The following is a 20,749-nucleotide window of genomic DNA, read 5'->3' as shown; positions in this document are numbered from 1 at the left end:
CAGCTTTCCCGTAACATAACCACTATGTAAACGCTTACCCTAAAAAAGGTCTGGTATGGCGACAATTAAGGATGTAGCCCGACTCGCTGGAGTGTCCGTCGCTACCGTATCCCGCGTCATCAACAACTCCCCCAAAGCCAGTGAAACCTCGCGCCAGTCGGTTACCGCAGCGATGGAAACGCTGAATTATCACCCCAATGCCAACGCCCGCGCGCTGGCGCAGCAATCGACGGAGACCGTCGGTCTGGTGGTGGGCGACGTGTCCGATCCTTTCTTCGGTGCCATGGTCAAAGCCGTTGAACAGGTGGCCTACAACACCGGTAATTTTTTGCTGATCGGCAACGGATATCACAGTATCAAAAAAGAGCGCCAGGCCATTGAACAGCTTATTCGCCACCGCTGCGCGGCGCTGGTGGTGCACGCCAAAATGATCCCTGACGACGAGCTCGCCGGATTGATGAAACAAATCCCGGGGATGGTGCTGATCAACCGCATTCTGGCCGGCTTTGAACAACGCTGCGTCGCTCTGGATGACCGCTATGGCGCCTGGCTGGCGACGCGTCACCTGATTCAGCAAGGACACACGCGTATCGGCTATCTCTGTTCCAACCACGCGATTTCGGATGCTGAAGATCGCCTGCAGGGCTATTACGCGGCGTTAACAGAGAGCGGTTTGCCCTGCAACGATCGGCTGGTAACCTTTGCCGAGCCTGACGAAAGCGGCGGCGAACACGCCATCACCGAACTACTGGGCCGCGGCAGGAATTTTACTGCCGTCGCCTGCTATAACGACTCAATGGCCGCAGGCGCGATGGGCGTGCTGAATGATAATGGCATCGACGTCCCGCACGAGATTTCGCTGATTGGCTTCGATGATGTGCTGATCTCTCGCTACGTTCGCCCGCGCCTGACGACGGTGCGTTATCCCATCGTAACGATGGCGACACAGGCCGCAGAACTGGCGCTGGCACTGGCGGATCAGCGCCCGGCACCTGAAATCACGCATTTATTCAGCCCAACGCTGGTCCGTCGTCACTCGGTAATGACACCGCCACAAGGCGATAAATCGTAACGATAGAGGCTGACGGCGGTGGCCGGGTAGTCCAGACCTTCGCCGATATACTGCCAGCCGTAGCGCTCATAAAAATCGCGACAGGCGGAGTAAAGATACAGCTGCGGATGCCCAAGCCGGCGGGCGTAGTCGATGACGTGCTGCTGTAATTTTCCCGCGACGCCCTGCCCGCGAGCATTCTGGTCGACGTACAGCGCCGCCATCCACGGAAACAGATCCTGGCGGCTGATTAAGTCACAGCGCCATAGCCCCACGGTCCCTAAAAGCATTTCGCCTTCGACGGCAACAAAGGTGAGCGGTAGCGCCTCCGGCGTCTGGCTGTGCGCGATGATGCTGGCAAAAAAAGCCTGTGGCAGCGTCTCGCCGCCAAAAGCCTGCCAGAGCCACATTATGACCTGGTCGGCATGCTGTGGTAGCGCGTATAAGGGTTGAATATGCATGACCAATCCCCTGCTGAAAAATCCTGTGGTTGCCAGTATACCGCGCGCGCAGCGGCCCGTACCGGAGGGCTGAACGCACGGAAAAGGTATTTTGCGTTCACTTCCTGCAAAAAGCGTGATCGCGATAGTTCTTTGCGCCCGGTTGAGCGCATATCCCTATGAATGTCTGTGATAAACTTCGGCTTATCACGTGAAATCAGGAATCGATGAATGGCTACAATGCTGGATGTCTCAATTCGCGCAGGCGTCTCTAAAGCGACGGTTTCCCGCGTGTTGAACGGCACAGGTCAGGTTAAAGAGAGCACCCGCCAACAGGTGTTTAAAGCGATGGAAGAGCTGGGATACCGGCCAAACTTTCTCGCTCGTTCGTTGGCGAACCGCACCAGCAACAGTATTGGACTGGTGGTTTCTACCTTCGACGGTTTCTACTTTGGCCGCCTGCTGCAACAGGCTTCTCGCCAGACGGAGGCCTGGGGAAAACAGCTGATCGTCACCGACGGCCACGATGCCCCGGAGCGCGAAGAAGAGGCGGTACAGATGCTCGCCGACCGTCAGTGCGACGCCATCATCCTCTATACCCGCCATATGAGCGAAAAGAAGATCATGTCGCTGATCGAATCCATCGATATGCCGCTTATCGTGATTAACCGCGACGTCAGCCTGGCGCGGGAACGCTGCGTATTCTTCGAGCAAGAAGATGCGGCCTTTCAGGCAGTGAGCTATCTGATTACCCAGGGGCACCGGGATATCGCCTGCATGACAGTGCCGATGCATACTCCTACGGGAAAAGCTCGCCTGCAGGGATACCGCAAGGCCCTGAAAAAACACGGCATCGCGTGGGATCCGGCGAAAGTAAAATACGGTGACTCGACGATGACCCGCGGCTATGAACTCTGCCGGGAGCTGCTTGATGAGAAAACGACGTTCAGCGCGCTGTTTTCCTGTAACGATGATATGGCACTGGGTGCCTCAAAAGCGCTGCATCAGGCGGGGCTGCGGATCCCGCAGGACGTTTCGCTGTTCGGCTTCGACGATGCTCCCAGCGCAAAATGGCTCGAGCCCGGCCTGTCGACGGTCTATCTGCCGATCGATAATATGATCACCACCGCCATCGATCAGGCGATCAAACTCGCCAACGACCAGCCGATCGAAACGATCCCGCCGTTCACCGGCACGCTGGTATTGCGTGAGTCGGTAACGACGGGGCCATACTTTTAGAACTGCTCTAAGACCAGCAGCTCCTGGATCGTCTGCCGACGACGGATAAGCCTGGCGCTGCCGTTGTCGAACAGCACTTCAGGCAGCAGCGGGCGGCTGTTGTAGTTCGAGGACATCGATGCGCCGTAGGCTCCCGTATCGTGCAATACCAGATAATCACCCGGCGCCACATCCGGCAGCAGACGCGTCTCCACTTTACCCCCTTCCTGCTGAGTAAAAACATCGCCCGATTCACACAGCGGCCCGGCCACCACGGTTTCGATAAGCGGCGCGGCGCTCAGGTCACGGCCATCCGCCGCCAGCGCGGTGATGTGATGGTAGCTGCCGTACATTGACGGACGCATCAGATCGTTAAAACCGGCATCAATCAGGACAAAATGGCGGCTGCCCATCTCTTTTACGCTGCGCACCTGAGAGACCAGCACGCCGGATTCGGCGACCAGGAAACGTCCCGGTTCGATTTCCAGTTTTACCGGATGACCCAGGTGTCTGGCGATCTGCTCGCGCGCGGCGTTCCACAGACCATAGTAGTGATCGGTATCGATCGTCTCTTCGCCTTCGCGGTAAGGGATCGACAGCCCGCCGCCGGCAGAGATCGCCTGCAGATCCTGTCCGAACTCAACCACCTGGCGCACCATCGCCCCACACACCTGTTCCAGATGAGCGTAATCCACCCCGGAACCAATATGCATATGAATTCCCACCAGCTGGAGCTGATAGCGACGGATCACTTCCAGCGCCGCCGGCAGATGGCTGTACCAGATCCCGTGCTTGCTGTTTTCACCACCGGTGTTGGTTTTTTGGCTGTGGCCGTGACCGAAGCCCGGGTTGACGCGCAGCCAGACGCGATGGCCCGGAGACACGGCTCCCAGCTGGCTCAGCATATCCACCGAACCGGCGTTGACCGGGATCTGTAGCGCTTTGACGCGTTCCAGCGTCGCTTCATCGATCAGATCGGCGGTAAAAACGATATCTTCCGGATGCTGCTGCGGGTCATAACCCGCCGCCAGCGCACGCTCAATCTCCCCCAAGGAGACGGAATCCACCTTCACACCCTGTTCGCGCATCAGGCGCAAAATATGGATATTGGAGCAGGCCTTCTGGGCAAAGCGCACCACGTCGAACTGACTGAGCTGGGCTATCTGGCGGCGGATAATCTGTGCGTCATAAACCCATACCGGGCAGCCAAACTCGGCAGGCAGGCGAAGCAGGTTCTCGGCGGTCAGGTCGGTATCGGTGGCGTAAAGCGAGCGTGGCATGGTGAACTCCGGCGTTATCTGTGTTGTGCGTCTTTTTTATGATTACGCCATAGCCTGAAGAGAATAAAAAATATCGTTTTATCGTGACTCTATGCAAAAATGATATGGATAACGAATATCAACAGAGAGCCGCCATGCCTGCCGTCAATTTGCGCCATATTGAAATCTTCCATGCGGTGATGACCGCCGGCAACCTGACCGAGGCGGCCCGCCTGCTGCATACCTCTCAGCCGACCGTCAGCCGTGAGCTGGCGCGCTTTGAAAAGGTGATCGGACTAAAGCTGTTTGAGCGTACCCGCGGGCGTTTGCAGCCTACGGTGCAGGGATTACGACTGTTTGAAGAGGTTCAGCGCTCCTGGTACGGGCTGGACCGGATCGTCAGCGCCGCCGAAAGTCTGCGCGAATTCCGCCAGGGCGAGCTGTCCGTCGTCTGTCTGCCGGTGTTTTCCCAGTCGTTTTTGCCGCTGCTGCTGCAGCCCTTTCTGGCGCGCTATCCGGAGGTCAGCCTGCAAATTGTACCGCAGGAATCACCGCTGCTGGAGGAGTGGCTCTCCGCACAACGCCACGATCTCGGTCTGACGGAAACCCTGCATACGCCCGCCGGGACCGAACGAACGCCGCTGTTAACGCTCAACGAGGTCTGCGTGCTGCCGCAGGGCCACGCGCTTGCCAGTAAACAGGTGCTGACTCCGGCCGATTTCCACGGTGAGAACTATATCAGCCTGTCGCGTACTGACAGCTACCGTCAGCTGCTTGATGCCCTGTTTCTTGACCATCAGGTTAAACGCCGGATGGTGGTGGAGACCCATAGCGCGGCCTCCATTTGTGCAATGGTGCGAGCGGGCGTCGGGATCTCAGTCGTCAACCCGCTCACCGCCCTCGATTATGCCGAAAGCGGCGTAGTGGTGCGGCACTTTAGCGTCGACGTGCCCTTTACCGTGAGCCTGATCCGCCCTCTGCATCGTCCCGGGTCGGCGCTGGTCGAGACATTTATCCAGCACCTGCAGGGCAGCCTGACGCATATACAGCGCCCGCTCGACGCGGTGCTTAAGAGAGCATAAATGTCACCGCATCAGCAGCATGAATCGCGGCGGTATCGAACACCGGCAGCGGGCTGCTCTGCGCGGGTACCAGCAGGCCAATCTCGGTGCAGCCAAAGATAACCCCTTCCGCTCCCTGCTCCGCCAGCGACTCAATCACCTGCAGGTAATAATCGCGGGAGTCGTCGTTAAACGCCCCCAGGCACAGCTCATCAAAAATGATCCGGTTAATGCGTTCGCGGTCGTCAGCTTCCGGGATGAGGGTTTCGATAGCGAACTGTGTTTGCAGGCGACCGCGATAAAAATCCTGCTCCATGGTATAACGCGTTCCGAGCAGGGCGGCCCGGCTTTGGCCTTTGGCGGTAATCGCCCGCCCGGTGGCATCGGCAATATGCAGGAACGGCACTTCACAGCGCGTTTCGATAGCCTGCGCCACTTTGTGCATGGTGTTAGTACACAGGACGATCCCTTCCGCACCCGCCTGCTGCAACCCTACGGCCGCCTGGGCCAGGATCTCGCCGGCGCGATCCCACTGCCCTGCAGACTGACAGGCCTCAATCTCATGGAAATCGACGCTGTGCAGCAGCAGGCTTGCTGAGTGCAGGCCACCTAAATTTGCCTTGATACCTTCGTTAATCAGGCGGTAATAGGGAATCGTTGATTCCCAGCTCATGCCGCCCAACAGGCCAATCGTTTTCATCGTCTGCTCCTGATTATGATTTGCTCCAGTGAACCAAACTTGTGATCAACTTTCCACTTCTCTTGTCGATCGTTTCTTTCCCGGTGATTCTGCGATAAATTAAATGAAACATTGTTTCACTTAACAACAGGACTGCCGGATGTTTATTTTTCACAACGAGACTACCCTTGAAGATCTGGGCAATGGCGTGACCCGTCGCATTCTTGCGCATGATGGCAACATGATGGCCGTGGAGGTCAATTTCGAAGCGGGTGCCATCGGGCCGATGCACAATCACCCCCACGAACAGCTGACCTATGTGCTTTCCGGCGAATTTGAGTTCACCATTGGCGAAGAGAAACGCGTCGTCCGCGCCGGGGATACGCTTTACAAAAAGCCGCATATTATGCACGGCTGCATCTGCCTGAAGCCGGGAACCCTGCTGGATACCTTTACTCCGGTTCGTGAGGATTTCCTGTAAAACCCACCTTTCCAGGGGGCATCTCCGCCGTGCCCCTTCCCCCCACAGTCCTTTTCCTTTTTTTTCCTTTTCGCCAGATAAATTTGTTAATAAATATGTTAAATAAACATAATTAGCTAACCATTTATCTCCTTCATTTCTGCATCAGGCCTCATTTTCCTCCTGTTACGCCATCCCTCACCATCTCTGGAAAATGCTTGCCATCTCACTTTTTGAAACATCGTTTCGACTTCGATCACATTTCCGCTATGAATCGAATGACTCTGTAATAAATAGCAATAAAATAAAATTAAAACGGTGTTTTATAAAATCAAGGCGCCGGACAAGTAAAAACCGAAACATCCAGGCTCAGCAGGGAAGCTGCGAGCAAAAGCCCATAACAAACACAAGGTTAAAAAGGAAGCCAACGCCAGCTGACACACCAGATACCGATTCACTCTCTGCCCGTAACTGGGCACAGAAAAACCATGACACCGAATCCGTTTTACAAACTCGTAAGCCAGGTAGGTATGTATGAATGAAAACAAGATGCTGGGATTGGCATGGATATCGCCCTATATCATCGGGCTGATAGTCTTTACCGCTTTTCCCTTTGTTTCATCTTTCTTCCTCAGTTTCACTGAGTACGATTTGATGAGTCCGCCGGTGTTTAACGGCATTGAAAACTATCGCTACATGCTGACCGAAGATGCCCTCTTCTGGAAATCCATGGGCGTGACCTTTGCTTACGTCTTTTTAACGATTCCGTTAAAACTGGCTTTCGCGCTGGGTATTGCGTTTGTCCTTAACTTTAAGCTGCGCGGCATCGGTTTTTTCCGTACCGCTTATTACATCCCTTCCATTCTCGGCAGTTCGGTGGCAATTGCGGTCCTGTGGCGCGCGCTGTTCGCTATTGATGGCCTGCTGAACAGCTTTATCGGCGTGCTGGGGTTCGATCCGGTGAACTGGCTCGGCGAGCCATCGTTGGCGCTGATGTCCGTTACCCTGCTGCGCGTCTGGCAGTTCGGTTCGGCGATGGTCATCTTCCTCGCCGCGCTGCAAAACGTCCCGCAGTCACAATATGAAGCGGCGATGATCGACGGCGCCTCTAAATGGCAGATGTTTATGAAGGTCACCGTGCCGCTGATTACGCCGGTTATCTTCTTCAACTTCATTATGCAGACCACCCAGGCGTTCCAGGAGTTTACCGGTCCATACGTCATCACCGGCGGTGGCCCGACCTACTCCACCTATCTGTTCTCGCTCTACATCTACGACACCGCGTTTAAGTACTTCGATATGGGCTACGGCGCGGCGCTGGCGTGGGTGCTGTTCCTGGTGGTCGCGGTCTTTGCCGCCATCGCGTTCAAGTCATCGAAATATTGGGTGTTCTACTCCGCCGATAAGGGAGGCAAAAATGGCTGATATTCAACAAATCACCCCGGCAATGGAAATTGCGGAGCGTGAAGTTGCCCGCACTCTGCGCCGTGAAAAAGTCAGCCGGTCAATCCGCTACGTGATTCTGCTGTTCGTCGGCCTGCTGATGCTCTACCCGCTGGTGTGGATGTTCTCTGCGTCGTTCAAACCGAACCATGAAATCTTCACCACCCTGAGCCTGTGGCCTGCCCACGCGACCTGGGACGGTTTTATTAACGGCTGGAAAACCGGGACCGAGTACAACTTTGGGCACTACATGCTGAACACCTTTAAGTATGTGATCCCGAAAGTTCTGCTGACCATTATCTCCTCCACCATCGTGGCCTACGGCTTTGCCCGCTTCGAGATCCCGTGGAAGAAATTCTGGTTCGCGACGCTTATCACCACCATGCTGCTGCCGAGCACCGTCCTGCTGATCCCGCAGTACCTGATGTTCCGTGAAATGGGCATGTTGAACAGCTACCTGCCGCTGTATCTGCCGCTGGCATTTGCGACGCAAGGGTTCTTCGTCTTCATGCTGATCCAGTTCCTGCGCGGCGTACCGCGTGATATGGAAGAAGCGGCGCAGATTGACGGCTGTAACTCCTTCCAGGTGCTGTGGTACGTCGTCGTACCGATTTTAAAACCGGCGATTATCTCCGTCGCCCTGTTCCAGTTCATGTGGTCAATGAACGACTTTATCGGCCCGCTGATTTACGTCTACAGCGTCGATAAGTATCCGATCGCACTGGCGCTGAAAATGTCCATCGACGTCACGGAAGGCGCTCCGTGGAACGAAATTCTGGCAATGGCGAGTATCTCCATTCTGCCATCCATCATCGTGTTCTTCCTGGCACAACGCTACTTCGTACAGGGCGTAACCAGCAGCGGAATTAAAGGTTAAGAGGGAAATATCATGGCTGAAGTTATTTTCAACAAACTGGAAAAGGTTTACTCCAACGGCTTCAAAGCGGTACATGCTATCGACCTGAAAATCGCGGACGGCGAGTTTATGGTGATCGTCGGGCCATCCGGCTGTGCGAAATCCACCACCCTGCGCATGCTGGCGGGGCTGGAAACCATCAGCGGCGGTGAAGTCCGTATCGGCGAGAAGATAGTCAATAACCTCGCGCCAAAATCGCGCGGTATTGCGATGGTGTTCCAGAACTATGCGCTCTACCCACACATGACGGTGCGTGAGAACCTCGCTTTTGGCCTCAAGCTGAGCAAGCTGCCGAAAGATCAAATTGAAAGCCAGGTCAACGAAGCGGCCAAAATTCTTGAGCTGGAAGAGCTGCTCGACCGCCTGCCACGCCAGCTGTCCGGCGGCCAGGCCCAGCGTGTCGCGGTGGGACGCGCCATCGTCAAAAAACCGGACGTGTTCTTGTTTGACGAACCACTTTCCAACCTCGATGCAAAGCTGCGCGCCTCCATGCGCATTCGCATTTCCGACCTGCACAAGCAGCTGAAGAAATCCGGTAAGCCGGCCACTACCGTATACGTGACCCACGATCAGACCGAAGCGATGACCATGGGCGATCGTATCTGCGTCATGAAGCTGGGCCATATCATGCAGGTCGATACCCCGGACAACCTGTACCACAGACCGAAAAACATGTTCGTGGCCGGATTTATCGGCGCGCCGGAAATGAACATTCGCCCCAGCAAGCTGGTTGAACAAGCGGGTCGCCTGCATCTGACTATTGGGGACGAGCTGCTGCCATTAAGTGCGGCCCTGCAGGATAAAGTCGACGGCCATAAAAACCAGTCGCTGTTCTACGGCGTGCGCCCGGAGTTTGTCTCCATTGCCGATGAGCCGTTCGCCGAAGGCGGTTGTTCAGGCGAAATGGTGCGAGTCGAAAACATGGGGCACGAATTTTTCGTCTACCTGAAGGTCGCCGACTATGAGCTGACCGCTCGCGTTCCTTCTGACGAAGCGAAGCCGATGATTGATAAAGGGCTTCATCGCAAAGTGTGGTTCAAATTCGACATGAATAAGTGCCATCTCTTTGATGCCAACACCGAACAGAACATCTCTCTGTAATCACTGGAGTATTAAAATGAAAAAAGTGCTTTTAAGCGCCGCAATCTCCGCCACTCTGGGCCTTACCGCGTTACCGTCTCTGGCAAAGGATGTCGATCTTCGTATGTCATGGTGGGGCGGCAACGGCCGTCATCAGGTCACTCTGAAAGCGCTGGAGGAGTTTCATAAACAGAATCCGGACATCAACGTTAAAGCCGAATACACCGGCTGGGACGGCCATCTCTCGCGCCTGACCACCCAGATTGCCGGCGGGACCGAGCCGGATGTGATGCAGACCAACTGGAACTGGCTGCCGATCTTCTCGAAAAACGGTGAGGGTTTCTACGACCTGAACAAGATGAAGGATGTCATCGACCTCAGCCAGTTTGATGCAAAAGAGCTTCAGTCCACCACGGTAAACGGCAAGCTCAACGGTATCCCGATTTCCGTTACCGCCAGGGTGTTCTACTTCAACGACGAAACCTGGAAAAAAGCCGGCGTGACATTCCCAAAAACCTGGGATGAGCTGATGGCGGCAGGCAAAACCTTCGAAAGCAAGCTGGGGAAACAATACTATCCGGTTGTGCTGGAGCATCAGGATACGCTGGCGCTGCTCAACTCCTACATGACGCAGAAATACAACATTCCGGCAGTAGATGAAAAAACGAAGAAATTCTCCTACAGCAAAGAGCAGTGGGTCGAATTCTTCCAGATGTATAAAAAGCTCATCGACAGCCATGTAATGCCAGACACCAAGTACTACGCCTCATTTGGTAAGAGCAACATGTACGAAATGAAGCCGTGGATTCAGGGCGAGTGGGCGGGGACCTATATGTGGAACTCCACCATCAACAAATATTCTGACAACCTGAAGCCACCGGCGAAACTGGTTCTCGGCGACTACCCGATGCTGCCGGGCGCCACCGATGCTGGCCTGTTCTTTAAACCGGCGCAGATGCTCTCCATCGGTAAATCGACGAAAAACCCGGAAGCGGCGGCGAAGGTGATTAACTTCCTGCTGAACAGCAAAGAAGGCGTGGATACGCTGGGGCTGGAGCGGGGGGTGCCTTTGAGCAAAGCCGCGGTGAACTATCTGACCGAAGACGGCACGATCAAAACCGACGATCCGGCCGTTTCCGGGCTCAAGCTGGCGCAGTCGCTGCCGGCGAAGCTCTCGGTATCGCCGTACTTTGACGACCCGCAAATCGTTGCCCAGTTTGGTACGTCGCTGCAGTACATCGACTACGGACAGAAAAGCGTTGAAGAAGCGGCCGCGGACTTCCAGCGCCAGTCGGACCGCATTCTGAAGCGCGCCATGCGCTAATCGTTTGTTATTGTCTCTCCCCCGCGGCCCAGGCTGCGGGGGTTTTCGTCAGGAGCGAGTCATGAAAGGCAAAATCATCCCGCTGAATTTCCGTTCCACGGAAGACAGCGCAACCGGTCGCCAGGTGATCCGGATGACGCCCCCGCACGTTATTTGTCACCGCAACTACTTCTACCAGAAATGTTTCACCCGCGACGGCGGTCGGCTAATTTTCGGCGGCGGGTTTGAAGGCCACTGGAACTACTATTTATTAGATATCGCCGCACAGCAGGCCATTCAACTGACCGATGGCCCCGGCGACAATACCTTCGGCGGTTTTTTATCCGGCGACGACCGCGCGCTGTGGTACGTGAAAAATAACCAGCAGCTGCGCCGCGTGGATCTGAGCACGCTGGAAGAGCAGGTCATTTACGAAGTGGATGACGAGTGGGTCGCCTATGGTACCTGGGTGGCGAACAGCGATTGCAGCAAACTGGTCGGCATCGAGATAAAAAAAAGCGACTGGCAGCCGCTGACCGACTGGAGTAAATTCCGCGCCTTTTACTTTACCCATCCCGAATGCCGCCTGATCAATATTGACCTGCACAGCGGTGAACGCCGCGTGGTCTTGCAGGAAAAGCGCTGGCTGGGCCATCCGATTTATCGACCGTTTGATGACCAGACGATAGCTTTCTGCCATGAAGGCCCGCGCGATGCGATCGATGCCAGAATGTGGCTGATTAATCCCGACGGCAGTCAGCTGCGCAACGTGCGTCAGCACCAGCCGGGCGAGAGCTTCACCCATGAGTTCTGGGTACCGGACGGCTCCGCGCTGTATTACGTCGCCCATCGGGAAAACGATCCGCACCGCTACCTCTACCGCGCCGACCCGCTGACTCTGGAAAATAGTCAGCTGATGACGATTCCCCCCTGCTCCCATCTGATGAGCAACCACGACGGCTCACTGGTCGTCGGCGATGGCGCCCCGCACCATACCGGAGATATTCATCTGAACGATCCGTTCATCTGGGTCTTTGATTTGCGTTCGGGTCAGCAGCAGGCCATCTGTCGCCACGACTCCACCTGGAAGGTACTCAACGGCGAGCGTCAGGTTGCCCACCCGCACCCATCCTTTTCACCGGATGACCGCTGGGTGCTGTTTACCTCTGATAAAGAAGGCATGCCGGCGCTGTACCTGGCTGAAGTGGCTCCCGTTTCTTCCTGAAATGAACGCTGCGAACGTCGCTAAACCCGGATTTTTCCGGGTTTATTTTTTGCTTGCGGGGAAATCATCCCCCGAATCTGTATCAATCACCCTCGCCCTGCCCTTTTACCGCGGATAACCCCCTCTCTGCACGAAGACGCATTCTGCACCGCCCTGACGCGCGTCGTTTTTCTCCTGTCCGCTCTTTCCTTGCACGATTAAGAGGAATTCCTCCCAAAAACTCAGATTGGTTTTTCAGGAGCAAAAAAAATGATTTTCTGGGAATGAATTGTCGGAAATGTAGAGAAAACGAAGTTTTGTTTCGGGTAAGCTGTGAACATGCTCTGGCGTAGCGTACCAATCAGCCTAATGACTCAGGAAGCATTACTATGGTGGACACGACCTTCCCGCGACTGCCGCACGATCCGCATATGTGCCGTAGTTTCGATAAGCAAACAAGAAGCCCGCTGGCCCTTTATTCTGAGTCTCAGAGGATGGATATCGAGCTCCGCGCTCCGCTGGCGATGACATACAGCCACTGGCATGGCCAGATAGAGATTAACGTTCCTTTTGATGGTGATGTGGAATACCTGATCAACGATGAAGCGGTACTGATCAACCAGGGTTACATCACGCTGTTCTGGGCCTGTACGCCTCATCAGCTGACGAATCCTGGCCACTGCAAGCAGATGGCTATATTTAATCTGCCGATGCATCTTTTCCTCTCATGGCCACTGGATCGCGAGCTGGTAAACCACGTCACGCATGGCATGGTGATCCAGTCGCTGGCTGTTCAGCAACTTAGCGTGTTTGAAGTTCAGCGCTGGCAGCATGAGCTACAAAGCGATAACCCCCAGATTCGCCAGCTGGCGATTGATGAAATTGCGCTGATGCTCAAACGCCTTAGTCTTTCTGGCTGGCATTCGGTATCGGTGAATAAAACGTCGCCGTTCCATAAACATGGTACCTCCCGACACGCCCAGTTTTATGTCAACCAAATGCTGGAATATATTGCCACTAACAGCGATAAACCGCTGACCGTCAATGCGATTACCGGGCATGTTAAATTGAATCCAAATTATGCGATGAGTATATTTCAGAAAGTGATGCAAATGACCATGAAACAATACATTACCACATTGCGTATTAACCACGTCAGAGCCTTGTTAAGTGAGACGGATAAAACCATTTTGGATATAGCAATGCTGGCGGGGTTTAACTCCAGCAGCCGCTTCTACAATATTTTTAAAAAACATGTAGGAATGCCGCCGATACAATATCGAAAACTTTGTCAGCAGCGACGCCATCATTTATCTTAGCATGTCGCGCGGCCTTAACTATTAAAACAAATGGCAAGGATTGTATTCAGTCTCTGAGGAGGATTTCGTTCCAGCCCATCGCTTTTATTAATGCACAGATCGTCATGAACAAATGACTCATACATTTGATTAACTAAAACTGGATAAAACATGAAATCAAATAACTGTAACCCTACAGACAGGCGGCAGCTTTCATTCTTTTGGTCGCTACTCCCCATGGTGATTATGCTTGGTTGCATCAGCATCGGATATTTTATTTTCAATATTCGTGCCGAGCCGATGATTCTTGTCGGAACCGCAGCAGCGTCGTTTATTGCTATCGCCCATGGGTATACCTGGGATGATATTTTAAAATCTATCTGCAACAAAATATCTGAGGCTTTGCCGGTCATTTTAATTGTCGCAAGCATTGGTTTTTTGATCGGCTCATGGATGGTTTCCGGCACCATTCCAATGATGATTTACTACGGTCTGAAAATCATTAACCCACAGTATTTTTATATTTCAGCATTCTTTCTTGGTGCCCTGATATCAGTCTGTACCGGTACCTCATGGGGATCGATTGGTACTATCGGGATTGCGATGATCGGTGTCGCGATTGGCCTTAATATCCCCTTAGCCATTGCCGCAGGAGCCATCGTCTCTGGATGTTGGTTTGGCGATAAACTGTCGCCGGTATCAGATTCAACCAACATGGCGGCCCTGGCTGCCGGGGTGAACTTATACTCTCATATAGGACATTTGATCTGGACCACCGGGCCGGGATTCATTATCTGCTGTATTGTTTATTCATATATGGGTCTGAATATTGATACCTCCGCCAGCACTCCGGAAACCATCACGATACTGATGACGTCGATTGCAACAGTCTATCATTTCAACCTTCTCCTTATTCTGCCGCCGGCGATTGTCCTCTACGGTTCGCTGACAAAGAAACCCCCCATCCCGATGCTCTTTCTGTCTACTCTGGTATCGGTAATTCTGGCCCTGGTCTATCAGACATTTTCGCCTTCATCCGTAGGTGAATCCGTGGTGAGCGGATTTAAGCTGGCAATGGCGCAAGGCATTGATGTTTCTACGCTCTCTTCAGATTTATCACGCCTGCTTGAGCGCGGCGGCGCCATCTCAATGTTCAGCAGCTTTGTGACCGTCTTTAGTGCATTTAGCTTTGCCGGGGCAATGAGCGCGACCGGTTCACTCCATACTGTCATTCAGAGATTGACCAAAGGGGTGAAATCAACCTTCAGGCTGGTATCCATTACTATCGTGACCGCATTGACTATTTGCGCCTGTACCGCCAACGGCACGCTACCGCTGCTACTGTGTGGCGATGCATTCAAAGATGAATATAAACGAAGAGGACTCGCTGCAAAAAACCTGTCGCGAACGACAGAAGATGCAGGAACGGTTGTAGAGCCCATTATCCCCTGGTCTGCTTCCGGCGTGTATTGTGCAACGATGCTCGGCGTGGCCACCCTGGATTATCTTCCGTGGGCTATTTTATGTTACAGCGGCATTATCTTTGCGCTGCTATGGGCAGCCACTGGAATTGGTATTGCCCGATATGACCCAAATGACGATCCCGAACACGTTCTGGAACACTAAATTACACTGTAATCTTTATTTTTTCTGTTGAGAATATTCGTTGTACATGGAGCAATAATGTCTTTATTTGATAACGTTGTGGCACGAGATCCCGGCTGTCGTAAATATGGGCAAGCGAAGCAAATGTTTGGCACGGAGAATATATTACCGCTCTGGATTGCCGACATGGATTTTCAAACGCCGACGCCCATCCTGGACAATCTTATCTCTGTCGCAGCCCAACCTGTTCAGGGTTACAATATGGATTACCCTGGTTGGAAAAAATCGGTTATTGACTGGTATCAAAAACAGTATCGCGCAGACCTGATGGAGCCATGGTTACATTTTACGCCCGGCGTTATAAAAACAATTTCACTTTCCATACTGGCATTGAGTGAACCGGGCGACAATATTCTGACCTGTACCCCGGTCTATGATCCTTACAGAAACCTCGTCCCCGGCTGCGGGCGAAATTTAATACAATCTCGTTTACTTGAATGTAATGGCATCTATGAATTTGACTGGCCGGACTTCAGGCAGAAGCTGAAAAAAGCCAAAATGTTCTTGTTGATTTCGCCGCATAATCCCGGTGGGATGGTGTGGGATCGGGAAACGCTGGCGAAGGTGAACCGCTATTGCCATGAAGAGGGCGTTATTGTGGTGTCAGATGAAGTGCATTGCGATCTGACGTTACCCGGAAAGCATCACACGCCTTTTTTCACAGTCGATAATGTCACTGATAGTCAGTCCATTGTATTAACCTCGATGGGTAAGACTTTTAATGCGCCGGGTGTTCAGGGGGGCGTAATTATCATTAAACACAGCCAACTGCGGGATAAATTCTACAGTTTTCTGGATAACTGCCACCTTGCAGAAACAAACTATGCCCAGCAGGCCGCTCTTTACTCTGCCTATACGGAATGCGATAGCTGGTATCAACAGTTACTTCCCTATCTGTCAGACAATATTGCGTACGTTAAAAAGGAAATCAGCGAACACTGTCCGAACATATCGGTTATCCATGGCGGCGCGTCCTATCTTTTGTTCCTCAATGCCGAAAAGATGGGGCTGAGTGATGACTCTCTGGCTTCCTTTTTCATCAAAGAGGCCCGGCTGGGCCTCTCCCCCGGAATTCAGTATGGTGCCGGTGGAGAGGGGCATATGCGGATAAATGTCGGATGTCCTCGTTCGGTATTGATTGAGGCAATGTCCAGACTGAAAGAGGCCTACTCAAGACGCTATTGCAGATAGTCACGACATGCCGCCGCGATGCAACAATCGCCAGCCGTTGGTGATGGCGGTGATGCCGAGGCCCGGGAGAGATCCTCCGGGCCCCGACATCATGTACCGCGTGATCAGAAGAAATACTTAAAACGTACCCGCGCGCCGTAGCGTTCATCGGTGTTGCCACTCTTCACCGCCGAAGAGTCCAGCCAGGACGCATAGGCGCCGAGATAAATATTAAAGTTTGGCATATCCATGATGTTTGGCAGGTGCCAGGAGGTATGAAGGGTGTGGATGTCATAGCGCCCCGGCGCCAGAATCGCACACTCGCTGTCGCACTCGGCGCTCACGCCTGACATGTTGAACTGGTCAATTTTATTGTGTGCATAGATATAGCCCAGCTCAACCCGATGCCATAATGCATTGATTCCGGCGCTGAAGTCTTTTTCATCTGTCGCATCCAGATAGGCCGAACTCAGGTTAACCACCGCGCCGTTCTCGGCATTCGTTTTCAGCGTATTCCAGCTCATGGTCATCCCGTAACCGGTACGGCTTGACTGGTCAACCCAGCTGCCGTTCTGCTTTTCATAGCCGTAAGCATTATTCACCAGGTTGCTTTCCGCCGCAGCCGCCACCGACCAGGCGCCTGAGTGCCAGGCCACGACCGGGCGCACGTAGGCCACGTTTTTGCGGTTATCCAGCGCATTACCGTGATAGCTGCGGTCGACGAACAGCGAGCTTCCGTCCTCCACCAGCGTGTTCAGCTCAAAGTACCAGTTATCAATGGTTTTACTAAACAGGATGTTACCGCCGCTGCTGCTGCGCCCGCGCCCCTCTTTCATCATATAGATATAACCGTAGCCGTCGCTGTACAGGTCGTTGGCCGTATTGCCGGAGTACTCAATAAATGTATCCTGGTTCAGCGGGAACATATCATAGGCCTCAAAACGACCTGTTTTAATTTTCCAGTCATCTTCGCGACCAAAGAAAAATACCGCATCATCGAGATTCATTTTCCCGGTCATATCCGCCAGAGGCTGCACGCTGAATCCTGCATATTTTCCGTCGGCGCCTTTGCGCAGGCCATCGACCCCCAGTAATATTCGTCCATTAATATCCCAGCGTTCTTTATCTCCTGGTGCCCAGTTTTTATTTGCGCTGGTTTTCACCGATGTCAGACTGCCGGTTCGACTGGCACCGTCCATATTAAACTCAACGTCACCATAGAATTTTAATTCACCCTCATGATTGAGTTGTAATGTCGGTTTTTCGGCCACAGCACTGACCTTGACCGGCGCGCTCTGCGGCTGCTTCAGCGCCCGAATCTCCGCTTCTGCGCTGGCCGCCCTCTGCTCCGTCGCTTTCAGGCGCTGCTCCATCTGCGCCAGGCGCTCTTCAAGCGAAACGGGTTCCTGTGCACTCACCGCAGGGGTAAATAAAGACGTCAGCAAACATCCGACCCAGATATTTTTCATCGGCAAACCCTTTATTATTATTTCATTGAAGATATTTTTTATTTATGGAAAAACCGGCGATGATGGCAATAATAACCCGCCCGTCGCCACGGACAGGTTATTGACTAGATCCCGTTAACTTATTCTAATTGCCAGGCACCGGCTTCTGATAATAAAGCCGTACCGCTCCAGGAAAACAGTGATAATTCCCGTCGGGTGGCGTCCGGGTAAATACGACTGCTCAGACAAGCCTCTCCGTCATTGACGAACACTTCAACCGAGGAGCTATCCAAAAACAGGCGCAGCTTCAGCGGAGATGACAGCGAGAGCGGGACGCTACGCACACCGCACAGACCGTGCTGCGGATAGTGACGTTCGAGTACCAGACGCTGCATCTGTGCATCAACATAGACGCGCAGGCCATCGCCGAAGCTCAGCCCAAACTGCTCGGCGGTACTGGCTGCGCAGTCCCAGTTCAGGATAACCTCCATCGCTTCGGCGTTTTCCACCATCAGCGACCGCTGGTTTTTCAGCGTGCTAACCGGCCACGGGAACCAGGCCCGGCGCAGGCACTCCACCTCTTTCGCCGGACGCATCTGTAGACGGTTATCGGCACTCAGGCTCAGCTCGCGCGGAAGAGAGAGCATGCCTGCCCAACCGTCCTGCTGCTCCGGCAGCGGCGATTCCCACATGTCCAGCCAGCCGATAACAAGGCGGCGGCCGTCGGGGGTCAGGAAACTCTGCGGAGCATAAAAATCGTGGCCATGGTCCATCTCAACGAACTCACCTTCCCGGACAAACGGCTGCCCAGGCTGCCAGTTGCCGAGCAGATAGCCGCTCTGGAATAAATTACGATTCTGATAGCCCTGCGCCGCTATCCCCTGCGGTGAAAACATCAGTACGCGCTTGCCGCCGAGGGTGAAGAAATCGGGACATTCCCACATATAGCCCATCTTATCTTCGGCTTCATCAAGGATCCCTTCGGCGTGCCACTGGCGCAAATCCGCCGAGCGAAACAGCCGCACCTGGCCGGTATCACCGACGCGGGCGCCGACGATCATGTACCAGCTATCCCCTTCGCGCCACACCCTGGGGTCACGGAAGTGGTGCAGCCCCGGCGGGGTATCCAGCACCATTCCCTGTCGTTCAAAGTGAATGCCGTCGCGGCTGGTTGCCAGGCACTGCACCTGATAGAGATTATCGTCATGACGGGCATCGCCGTGGAATTTATGTCCGGTATAGATAAGCGCCAGCGTATCACCGTCTACTACCGCAGAGCCGGAGAAGCAGCCGTCTTTATCCTCCGGCCCTTCCGGGGCCAGCGCTACCGGCAGATGCTCCCAGTGGACTAAATCCTTGCTGCGTGCGTGGCCCCAGTGCATCGGCCCCCACTGCGTGGAGTAGGGATGATGCTGATAAAAGGCGTGGTACCAGCCGTCAAACCAGACCAGGCCATTGGGATCGTTGATCCAGCCTGCGCGGGCGGCGAGATGGTAGCGAGGGTACCAGCGCAGGTTCAACGTCTCGCGTTTCGCCTGCAGTTCCTGTTCAGCGTTGGCAATGGTGTACATCATAGTCTTCACTCTTTTCATTCAGATAGCGGAGGGTTGCGACATCATCGGGTCCGAAGATGAACGACTGGATCGCAACAAGAAAATGGAGATAAAGGTGGTGCAGAACACCAGCAGTCCCATAATCAGATAGGACTGGGCGAAGCCGTACTTCTCGTAGCTGTAGCCCGCCAGCGGCGACAGCACCGTAGCAATCACCGAGCTCGTGCAGGCAAAGCCCACCAGATACAGCGTGGAAGAGAGGCGTTTATCAAAATTTAAGCTGTTGTATTTAAAGATGGCGACCAGCAGTACCGGTAGCTCCACCGCGTGCAGCAGCTTGGTGATGGAAATCAGCAGCGGTCCTTCCACCAGGCCGGAGGCTACCATGCGTGACGCCATCACCATCCCGGCGAAAATCAGACCATTTTTTGCGCCAATACGGTTAACCAGCCACGGCGCGCAGAACATCCCGGCCGCTTCAAGGAATACCTGAAAAGAGTTCAGGTAACCGTACATCGCGTTCCCCTCGTGCAAGGTCGCGAACTGCGAGGAGAAATAGACCGGGAATTGCTGGTCGTAGACGCCGTAAATACAGGTCCCGACGACGAAAAAGACCAGCGCCCAGAAACGTGGGAGAGTCAGCAGACGCAGCGCATCCTCAAGAGTGACTTTGCCGCCCGATATCGCTTCTTGCATGGCCTGCGGCGCGGATGACACCTTCAATCTGGCCAGCAGCACAAAGAACACCAGACCGGAACAGCTGGCGACGGCAAAGTTGAGCTTCGGGTTAATGTTAAACAGCAATCCGGCAAAAAAGGTCGCGACGGCCCAGCCCAGCGAACCCCACATGCGCGCTCTACCAAACTCAAACTGACTCTGACGCGCGACGCGCTCGGTATAGGACTCGAGCACTCCGATACCGCCGTTAAAGGTTAAACCGATATAGATCCCGCCAAAGATGCTGCCGAGCAGTACGTTAATTTTCAGCAGATAGCCGAACAGCAGATAGCCTGGCCCGGAGAGGATCAGCAGCACGGTGATATACCAGAGCAGATGTTTACGCAGCCCGAGCTTGTCCTGAATAAAGCCGTAACACACCTGGGCAAACAGCGCTGAAACGGAAAGCACGGCATAGATTATCCCGGTATCCCCTGCCTTGAGTCCCACTTCCTGGTGCAGCCAGATAGAGAGCAATGAGCCGGAAGAAGACCAGGTCACGAAAAAGAAAAACAGTAAGGCACTGAGTAACGGATAGCTGTGAGAGTGATGTGCTTTCATCGAGACATTCTCGTGTAGGAGTAATGCGTACAATGGTAACGTTAACAAAAAACATAAATCATGCCGTTTTGCTGAGATACATGATGTTAATCACAAAAGTTAACGTTAACATAACAGAGGTGAGATCGCGATCAAAGATTCCGACCACTGAGAGAACAGCGCGTGCGATAGAATATCGTATGATCCTTTTACATCAGCGACTTAGTTGTATAGCCTGTTGCCT

General features: G+C 53.8%; 18 protein-coding genes. 12 read left to right on the top strand and 6 right to left on the bottom strand.

Annotated features, from left to right (window positions below; genetic code table 11):
* Positions 1-55 precede the first annotated feature (55 nt).
* On the top strand, positions 56-1,072 hold the full coding sequence (galR, locus tag ACMYSK_RS24240) for an HTH-type transcriptional regulator GalR (RefSeq protein ID WP_434638990.1): 1,017 nt from the start codon (positions 56-58) through the stop codon (positions 1,070-1,072).
* Here galR and ACMYSK_RS24235 read toward each other — a convergent pair.
* Positions 1,033-1,512 carry a GNAT family N-acetyltransferase gene (locus ACMYSK_RS24235; RefSeq protein WP_434638988.1) on the bottom strand — a complete coding sequence of 160 codons (480 nt, stop codon included), beginning with the start codon at positions 1,510-1,512 and terminating at the stop codon, positions 1,033-1,035. The genes galR and ACMYSK_RS24235 overlap by 40 nt on opposite strands.
* Positions 1,513-1,731: 219 nt before the next feature.
* Between ACMYSK_RS24235 and ACMYSK_RS24230 the strand changes: the two genes are divergently transcribed.
* The gene (locus ACMYSK_RS24230) at positions 1,732-2,730 is read left to right on the top strand and encodes a LacI family DNA-binding transcriptional regulator (protein ID WP_434644331.1); all 999 of its coding nucleotides are present in this window, start codon (positions 1,732-1,734) and stop codon (positions 2,728-2,730) included.
* On the opposite strand, the gene lysA is transcribed toward ACMYSK_RS24230, so the two are convergent.
* Positions 2,727-3,989 (bottom strand): diaminopimelate decarboxylase, encoded by a 1,263-nt coding sequence (lysA, locus tag ACMYSK_RS24225; protein WP_434638987.1) that lies wholly within the window; start codon positions 3,987-3,989, stop codon positions 2,727-2,729. The two genes, ACMYSK_RS24230 and lysA, sit on opposite strands and share 4 nt — an antisense overlap.
* 134 nt (positions 3,990-4,123) lie before the next feature.
* On the opposite strand from lysA, the gene ACMYSK_RS24220 reads away from it, so the two are divergent.
* Positions 4,124-5,050, top strand: a complete 927-nt coding sequence (locus ACMYSK_RS24220) for a LysR family transcriptional regulator (RefSeq protein ID WP_434638985.1) — start codon at positions 4,124-4,126, stop codon at positions 5,048-5,050.
* Here the strand turns inward: ACMYSK_RS24220 and ACMYSK_RS24215 are convergent.
* Positions 5,037-5,729: an aspartate/glutamate racemase gene (locus ACMYSK_RS24215; RefSeq protein WP_434638984.1), complete on the bottom strand. Its 693-nt coding sequence runs from the start codon at positions 5,727-5,729 to the stop codon at positions 5,037-5,039. The two genes, ACMYSK_RS24220 and ACMYSK_RS24215, sit on opposite strands and share 14 nt — an antisense overlap.
* A 139-nt stretch (positions 5,730-5,868) precedes the next feature.
* On the opposite strand from ACMYSK_RS24215, the gene ACMYSK_RS24210 reads away from it, so the two are divergent.
* The 9 genes from ACMYSK_RS24210 (at position 5,869) to ACMYSK_RS24170 (ending at position 16,268) form a co-directional block, all read left to right on the top strand.
* Positions 5,869-6,189: a cupin domain-containing protein gene (locus ACMYSK_RS24210; RefSeq protein ID WP_434638983.1), complete on the top strand. Its 321-nt coding sequence runs from the start codon at positions 5,869-5,871 to the stop codon at positions 6,187-6,189.
* Between the two features lie 513 nt (positions 6,190-6,702).
* Complete coding sequence (locus tag ACMYSK_RS24205) at positions 6,703-7,593, top strand: carbohydrate ABC transporter permease (protein ID WP_434638982.1); 891 nt, start codon at positions 6,703-6,705, stop codon at positions 7,591-7,593.
* Complete coding sequence (locus ACMYSK_RS24200; protein WP_434638981.1) at positions 7,586-8,488, top strand: carbohydrate ABC transporter permease; 903 nt, start codon at positions 7,586-7,588, stop codon at positions 8,486-8,488. Before ACMYSK_RS24205 ends, ACMYSK_RS24200 begins: the two co-directional genes overlap by 8 nt.
* 12 nt (positions 8,489-8,500) lie before the next feature.
* Positions 8,501-9,628, top strand: coding sequence for an ABC transporter ATP-binding protein (locus tag ACMYSK_RS24195; RefSeq protein WP_434638980.1), 1,128 nt, complete (start codon positions 8,501-8,503; stop codon positions 9,626-9,628).
* 16 nt (positions 9,629-9,644) lie between these two features.
* A complete protein-coding gene (locus tag ACMYSK_RS24190; RefSeq protein ID WP_434638979.1) occupies positions 9,645-10,931 on the top strand; it encodes an ABC transporter substrate-binding protein in 1,287 nt (428 codons plus the stop codon).
* A 61-nt stretch (positions 10,932-10,992) separates the two neighbouring features.
* The gene (locus tag ACMYSK_RS24185; RefSeq protein WP_434638978.1) at positions 10,993-12,135 is read left to right on the top strand and encodes an oligogalacturonate lyase family protein; all 1,143 of its coding nucleotides are present in this window, start codon (positions 10,993-10,995) and stop codon (positions 12,133-12,135) included.
* Positions 12,136-12,503: 368 nt separating this feature from the next.
* On the top strand, positions 12,504-13,433 hold the full coding sequence (gene melR / locus ACMYSK_RS24180; protein WP_434638977.1) for a transcriptional regulator MelR: 930 nt from the start codon (positions 12,504-12,506) through the stop codon (positions 13,431-13,433).
* Between the two features lie 150 nt (positions 13,434-13,583).
* Positions 13,584-15,038 (top strand): Na+/H+ antiporter NhaC, encoded by a 1,455-nt coding sequence (gene nhaC / locus ACMYSK_RS24175; RefSeq protein ID WP_434638976.1) that lies wholly within the window; start codon positions 13,584-13,586, stop codon positions 15,036-15,038.
* 57 nt (positions 15,039-15,095) lie between these two features.
* On the top strand, positions 15,096-16,268 hold the full coding sequence (locus ACMYSK_RS24170; protein ID WP_434638975.1) for a MalY/PatB family protein: 1,173 nt from the start codon (positions 15,096-15,098) through the stop codon (positions 16,266-16,268).
* Between the two features lie 104 nt (positions 16,269-16,372).
* Here ACMYSK_RS24170 and ACMYSK_RS24165 read toward each other — a convergent pair whose 3' ends face one another.
* The 3 genes from ACMYSK_RS24165 to ACMYSK_RS24155 form a co-directional block, all read right to left on the bottom strand.
* On the bottom strand, positions 16,373-17,716 hold the full coding sequence (locus tag ACMYSK_RS24165) for a carbohydrate porin (protein WP_434638974.1): 1,344 nt from the start codon (positions 17,714-17,716) through the stop codon (positions 16,373-16,375).
* A gap of 119 nt (positions 17,717-17,835) precedes the next feature.
* On the bottom strand, positions 17,836-19,269 hold the full coding sequence (locus ACMYSK_RS24160) for a glycoside hydrolase family 32 protein (RefSeq protein ID WP_434638973.1): 1,434 nt from the start codon (positions 19,267-19,269) through the stop codon (positions 17,836-17,838).
* An 18-nt stretch (positions 19,270-19,287) separates the two neighbouring features.
* A complete protein-coding gene (locus tag ACMYSK_RS24155) occupies positions 19,288-20,526 on the bottom strand; it encodes an MFS transporter (RefSeq protein WP_434638972.1) in 1,239 nt (412 codons plus the stop codon).
* Positions 20,527-20,749: the final 223 nt, after the last annotated feature.

It is taken from the genome of Klebsiella sp. I138, assembly GCF_051131765.1.
Taxonomy (GTDB): Bacteria; Pseudomonadota; Gammaproteobacteria; order Enterobacterales; family Enterobacteriaceae; genus Klebsiella.
The sequence above is the reverse complement of the archived record's forward strand: the minus strand, read 5'-3'. Positions and strand labels throughout refer to the sequence as shown.

What these genes read in the sequence shown, in the direction of transcription:
- galR (WP_434638990.1), top strand. Translation starts at nt 56, where the DNA reads ATGGCGACAATTAAGGATGTAGCCCGACTCGCTGGAGTGTCCGTCGCT.
- ACMYSK_RS24235 (WP_434638988.1), bottom strand. Translation starts at nt 1,512, where the DNA reads ATGCATATTCAACCCTTATACGCGCTACCACAGCATGCCGACCAGGTC.
- ACMYSK_RS24230 (WP_434644331.1), top strand. Translation starts at nt 1,732, where the DNA reads ATGCTGGATGTCTCAATTCGCGCAGGCGTCTCTAAAGCGACGGTTTCC.
- lysA (WP_434638987.1), bottom strand. Translation starts at nt 3,989, where the DNA reads ATGCCACGCTCGCTTTACGCCACCGATACCGACCTGACCGCCGAGAAC.
- ACMYSK_RS24220 (WP_434638985.1), top strand. Translation starts at nt 4,124, where the DNA reads ATGCCTGCCGTCAATTTGCGCCATATTGAAATCTTCCATGCGGTGATG.
- ACMYSK_RS24215 (WP_434638984.1), bottom strand. Translation starts at nt 5,729, where the DNA reads ATGAAAACGATTGGCCTGTTGGGCGGCATGAGCTGGGAATCAACGATT.
- ACMYSK_RS24210 (WP_434638983.1), top strand. Translation starts at nt 5,869, where the DNA reads ATGTTTATTTTTCACAACGAGACTACCCTTGAAGATCTGGGCAATGGC.
- ACMYSK_RS24205 (WP_434638982.1), top strand. Translation starts at nt 6,703, where the DNA reads ATGAATGAAAACAAGATGCTGGGATTGGCATGGATATCGCCCTATATC.
- ACMYSK_RS24200 (WP_434638981.1), top strand. Translation starts at nt 7,586, where the DNA reads ATGGCTGATATTCAACAAATCACCCCGGCAATGGAAATTGCGGAGCGT.
- ACMYSK_RS24195 (WP_434638980.1), top strand. Translation starts at nt 8,501, where the DNA reads ATGGCTGAAGTTATTTTCAACAAACTGGAAAAGGTTTACTCCAACGGC.
- ACMYSK_RS24190 (WP_434638979.1), top strand. Translation starts at nt 9,645, where the DNA reads ATGAAAAAAGTGCTTTTAAGCGCCGCAATCTCCGCCACTCTGGGCCTT.
- ACMYSK_RS24185 (WP_434638978.1), top strand. Translation starts at nt 10,993, where the DNA reads ATGAAAGGCAAAATCATCCCGCTGAATTTCCGTTCCACGGAAGACAGC.
- melR (WP_434638977.1), top strand. Translation starts at nt 12,504, where the DNA reads ATGGTGGACACGACCTTCCCGCGACTGCCGCACGATCCGCATATGTGC.
- nhaC (WP_434638976.1), top strand. Translation starts at nt 13,584, where the DNA reads ATGAAATCAAATAACTGTAACCCTACAGACAGGCGGCAGCTTTCATTC.
- ACMYSK_RS24170 (WP_434638975.1), top strand. Translation starts at nt 15,096, where the DNA reads ATGTCTTTATTTGATAACGTTGTGGCACGAGATCCCGGCTGTCGTAAA.
- ACMYSK_RS24165 (WP_434638974.1), bottom strand. Translation starts at nt 17,716, where the DNA reads ATGAAAAATATCTGGGTCGGATGTTTGCTGACGTCTTTATTTACCCCT.
- ACMYSK_RS24160 (WP_434638973.1), bottom strand. Translation starts at nt 19,269, where the DNA reads ATGATGTACACCATTGCCAACGCTGAACAGGAACTGCAGGCGAAACGC.
- ACMYSK_RS24155 (WP_434638972.1), bottom strand. Translation starts at nt 20,526, where the DNA reads ATGAAAGCACATCACTCTCACAGCTATCCGTTACTCAGTGCCTTACTG.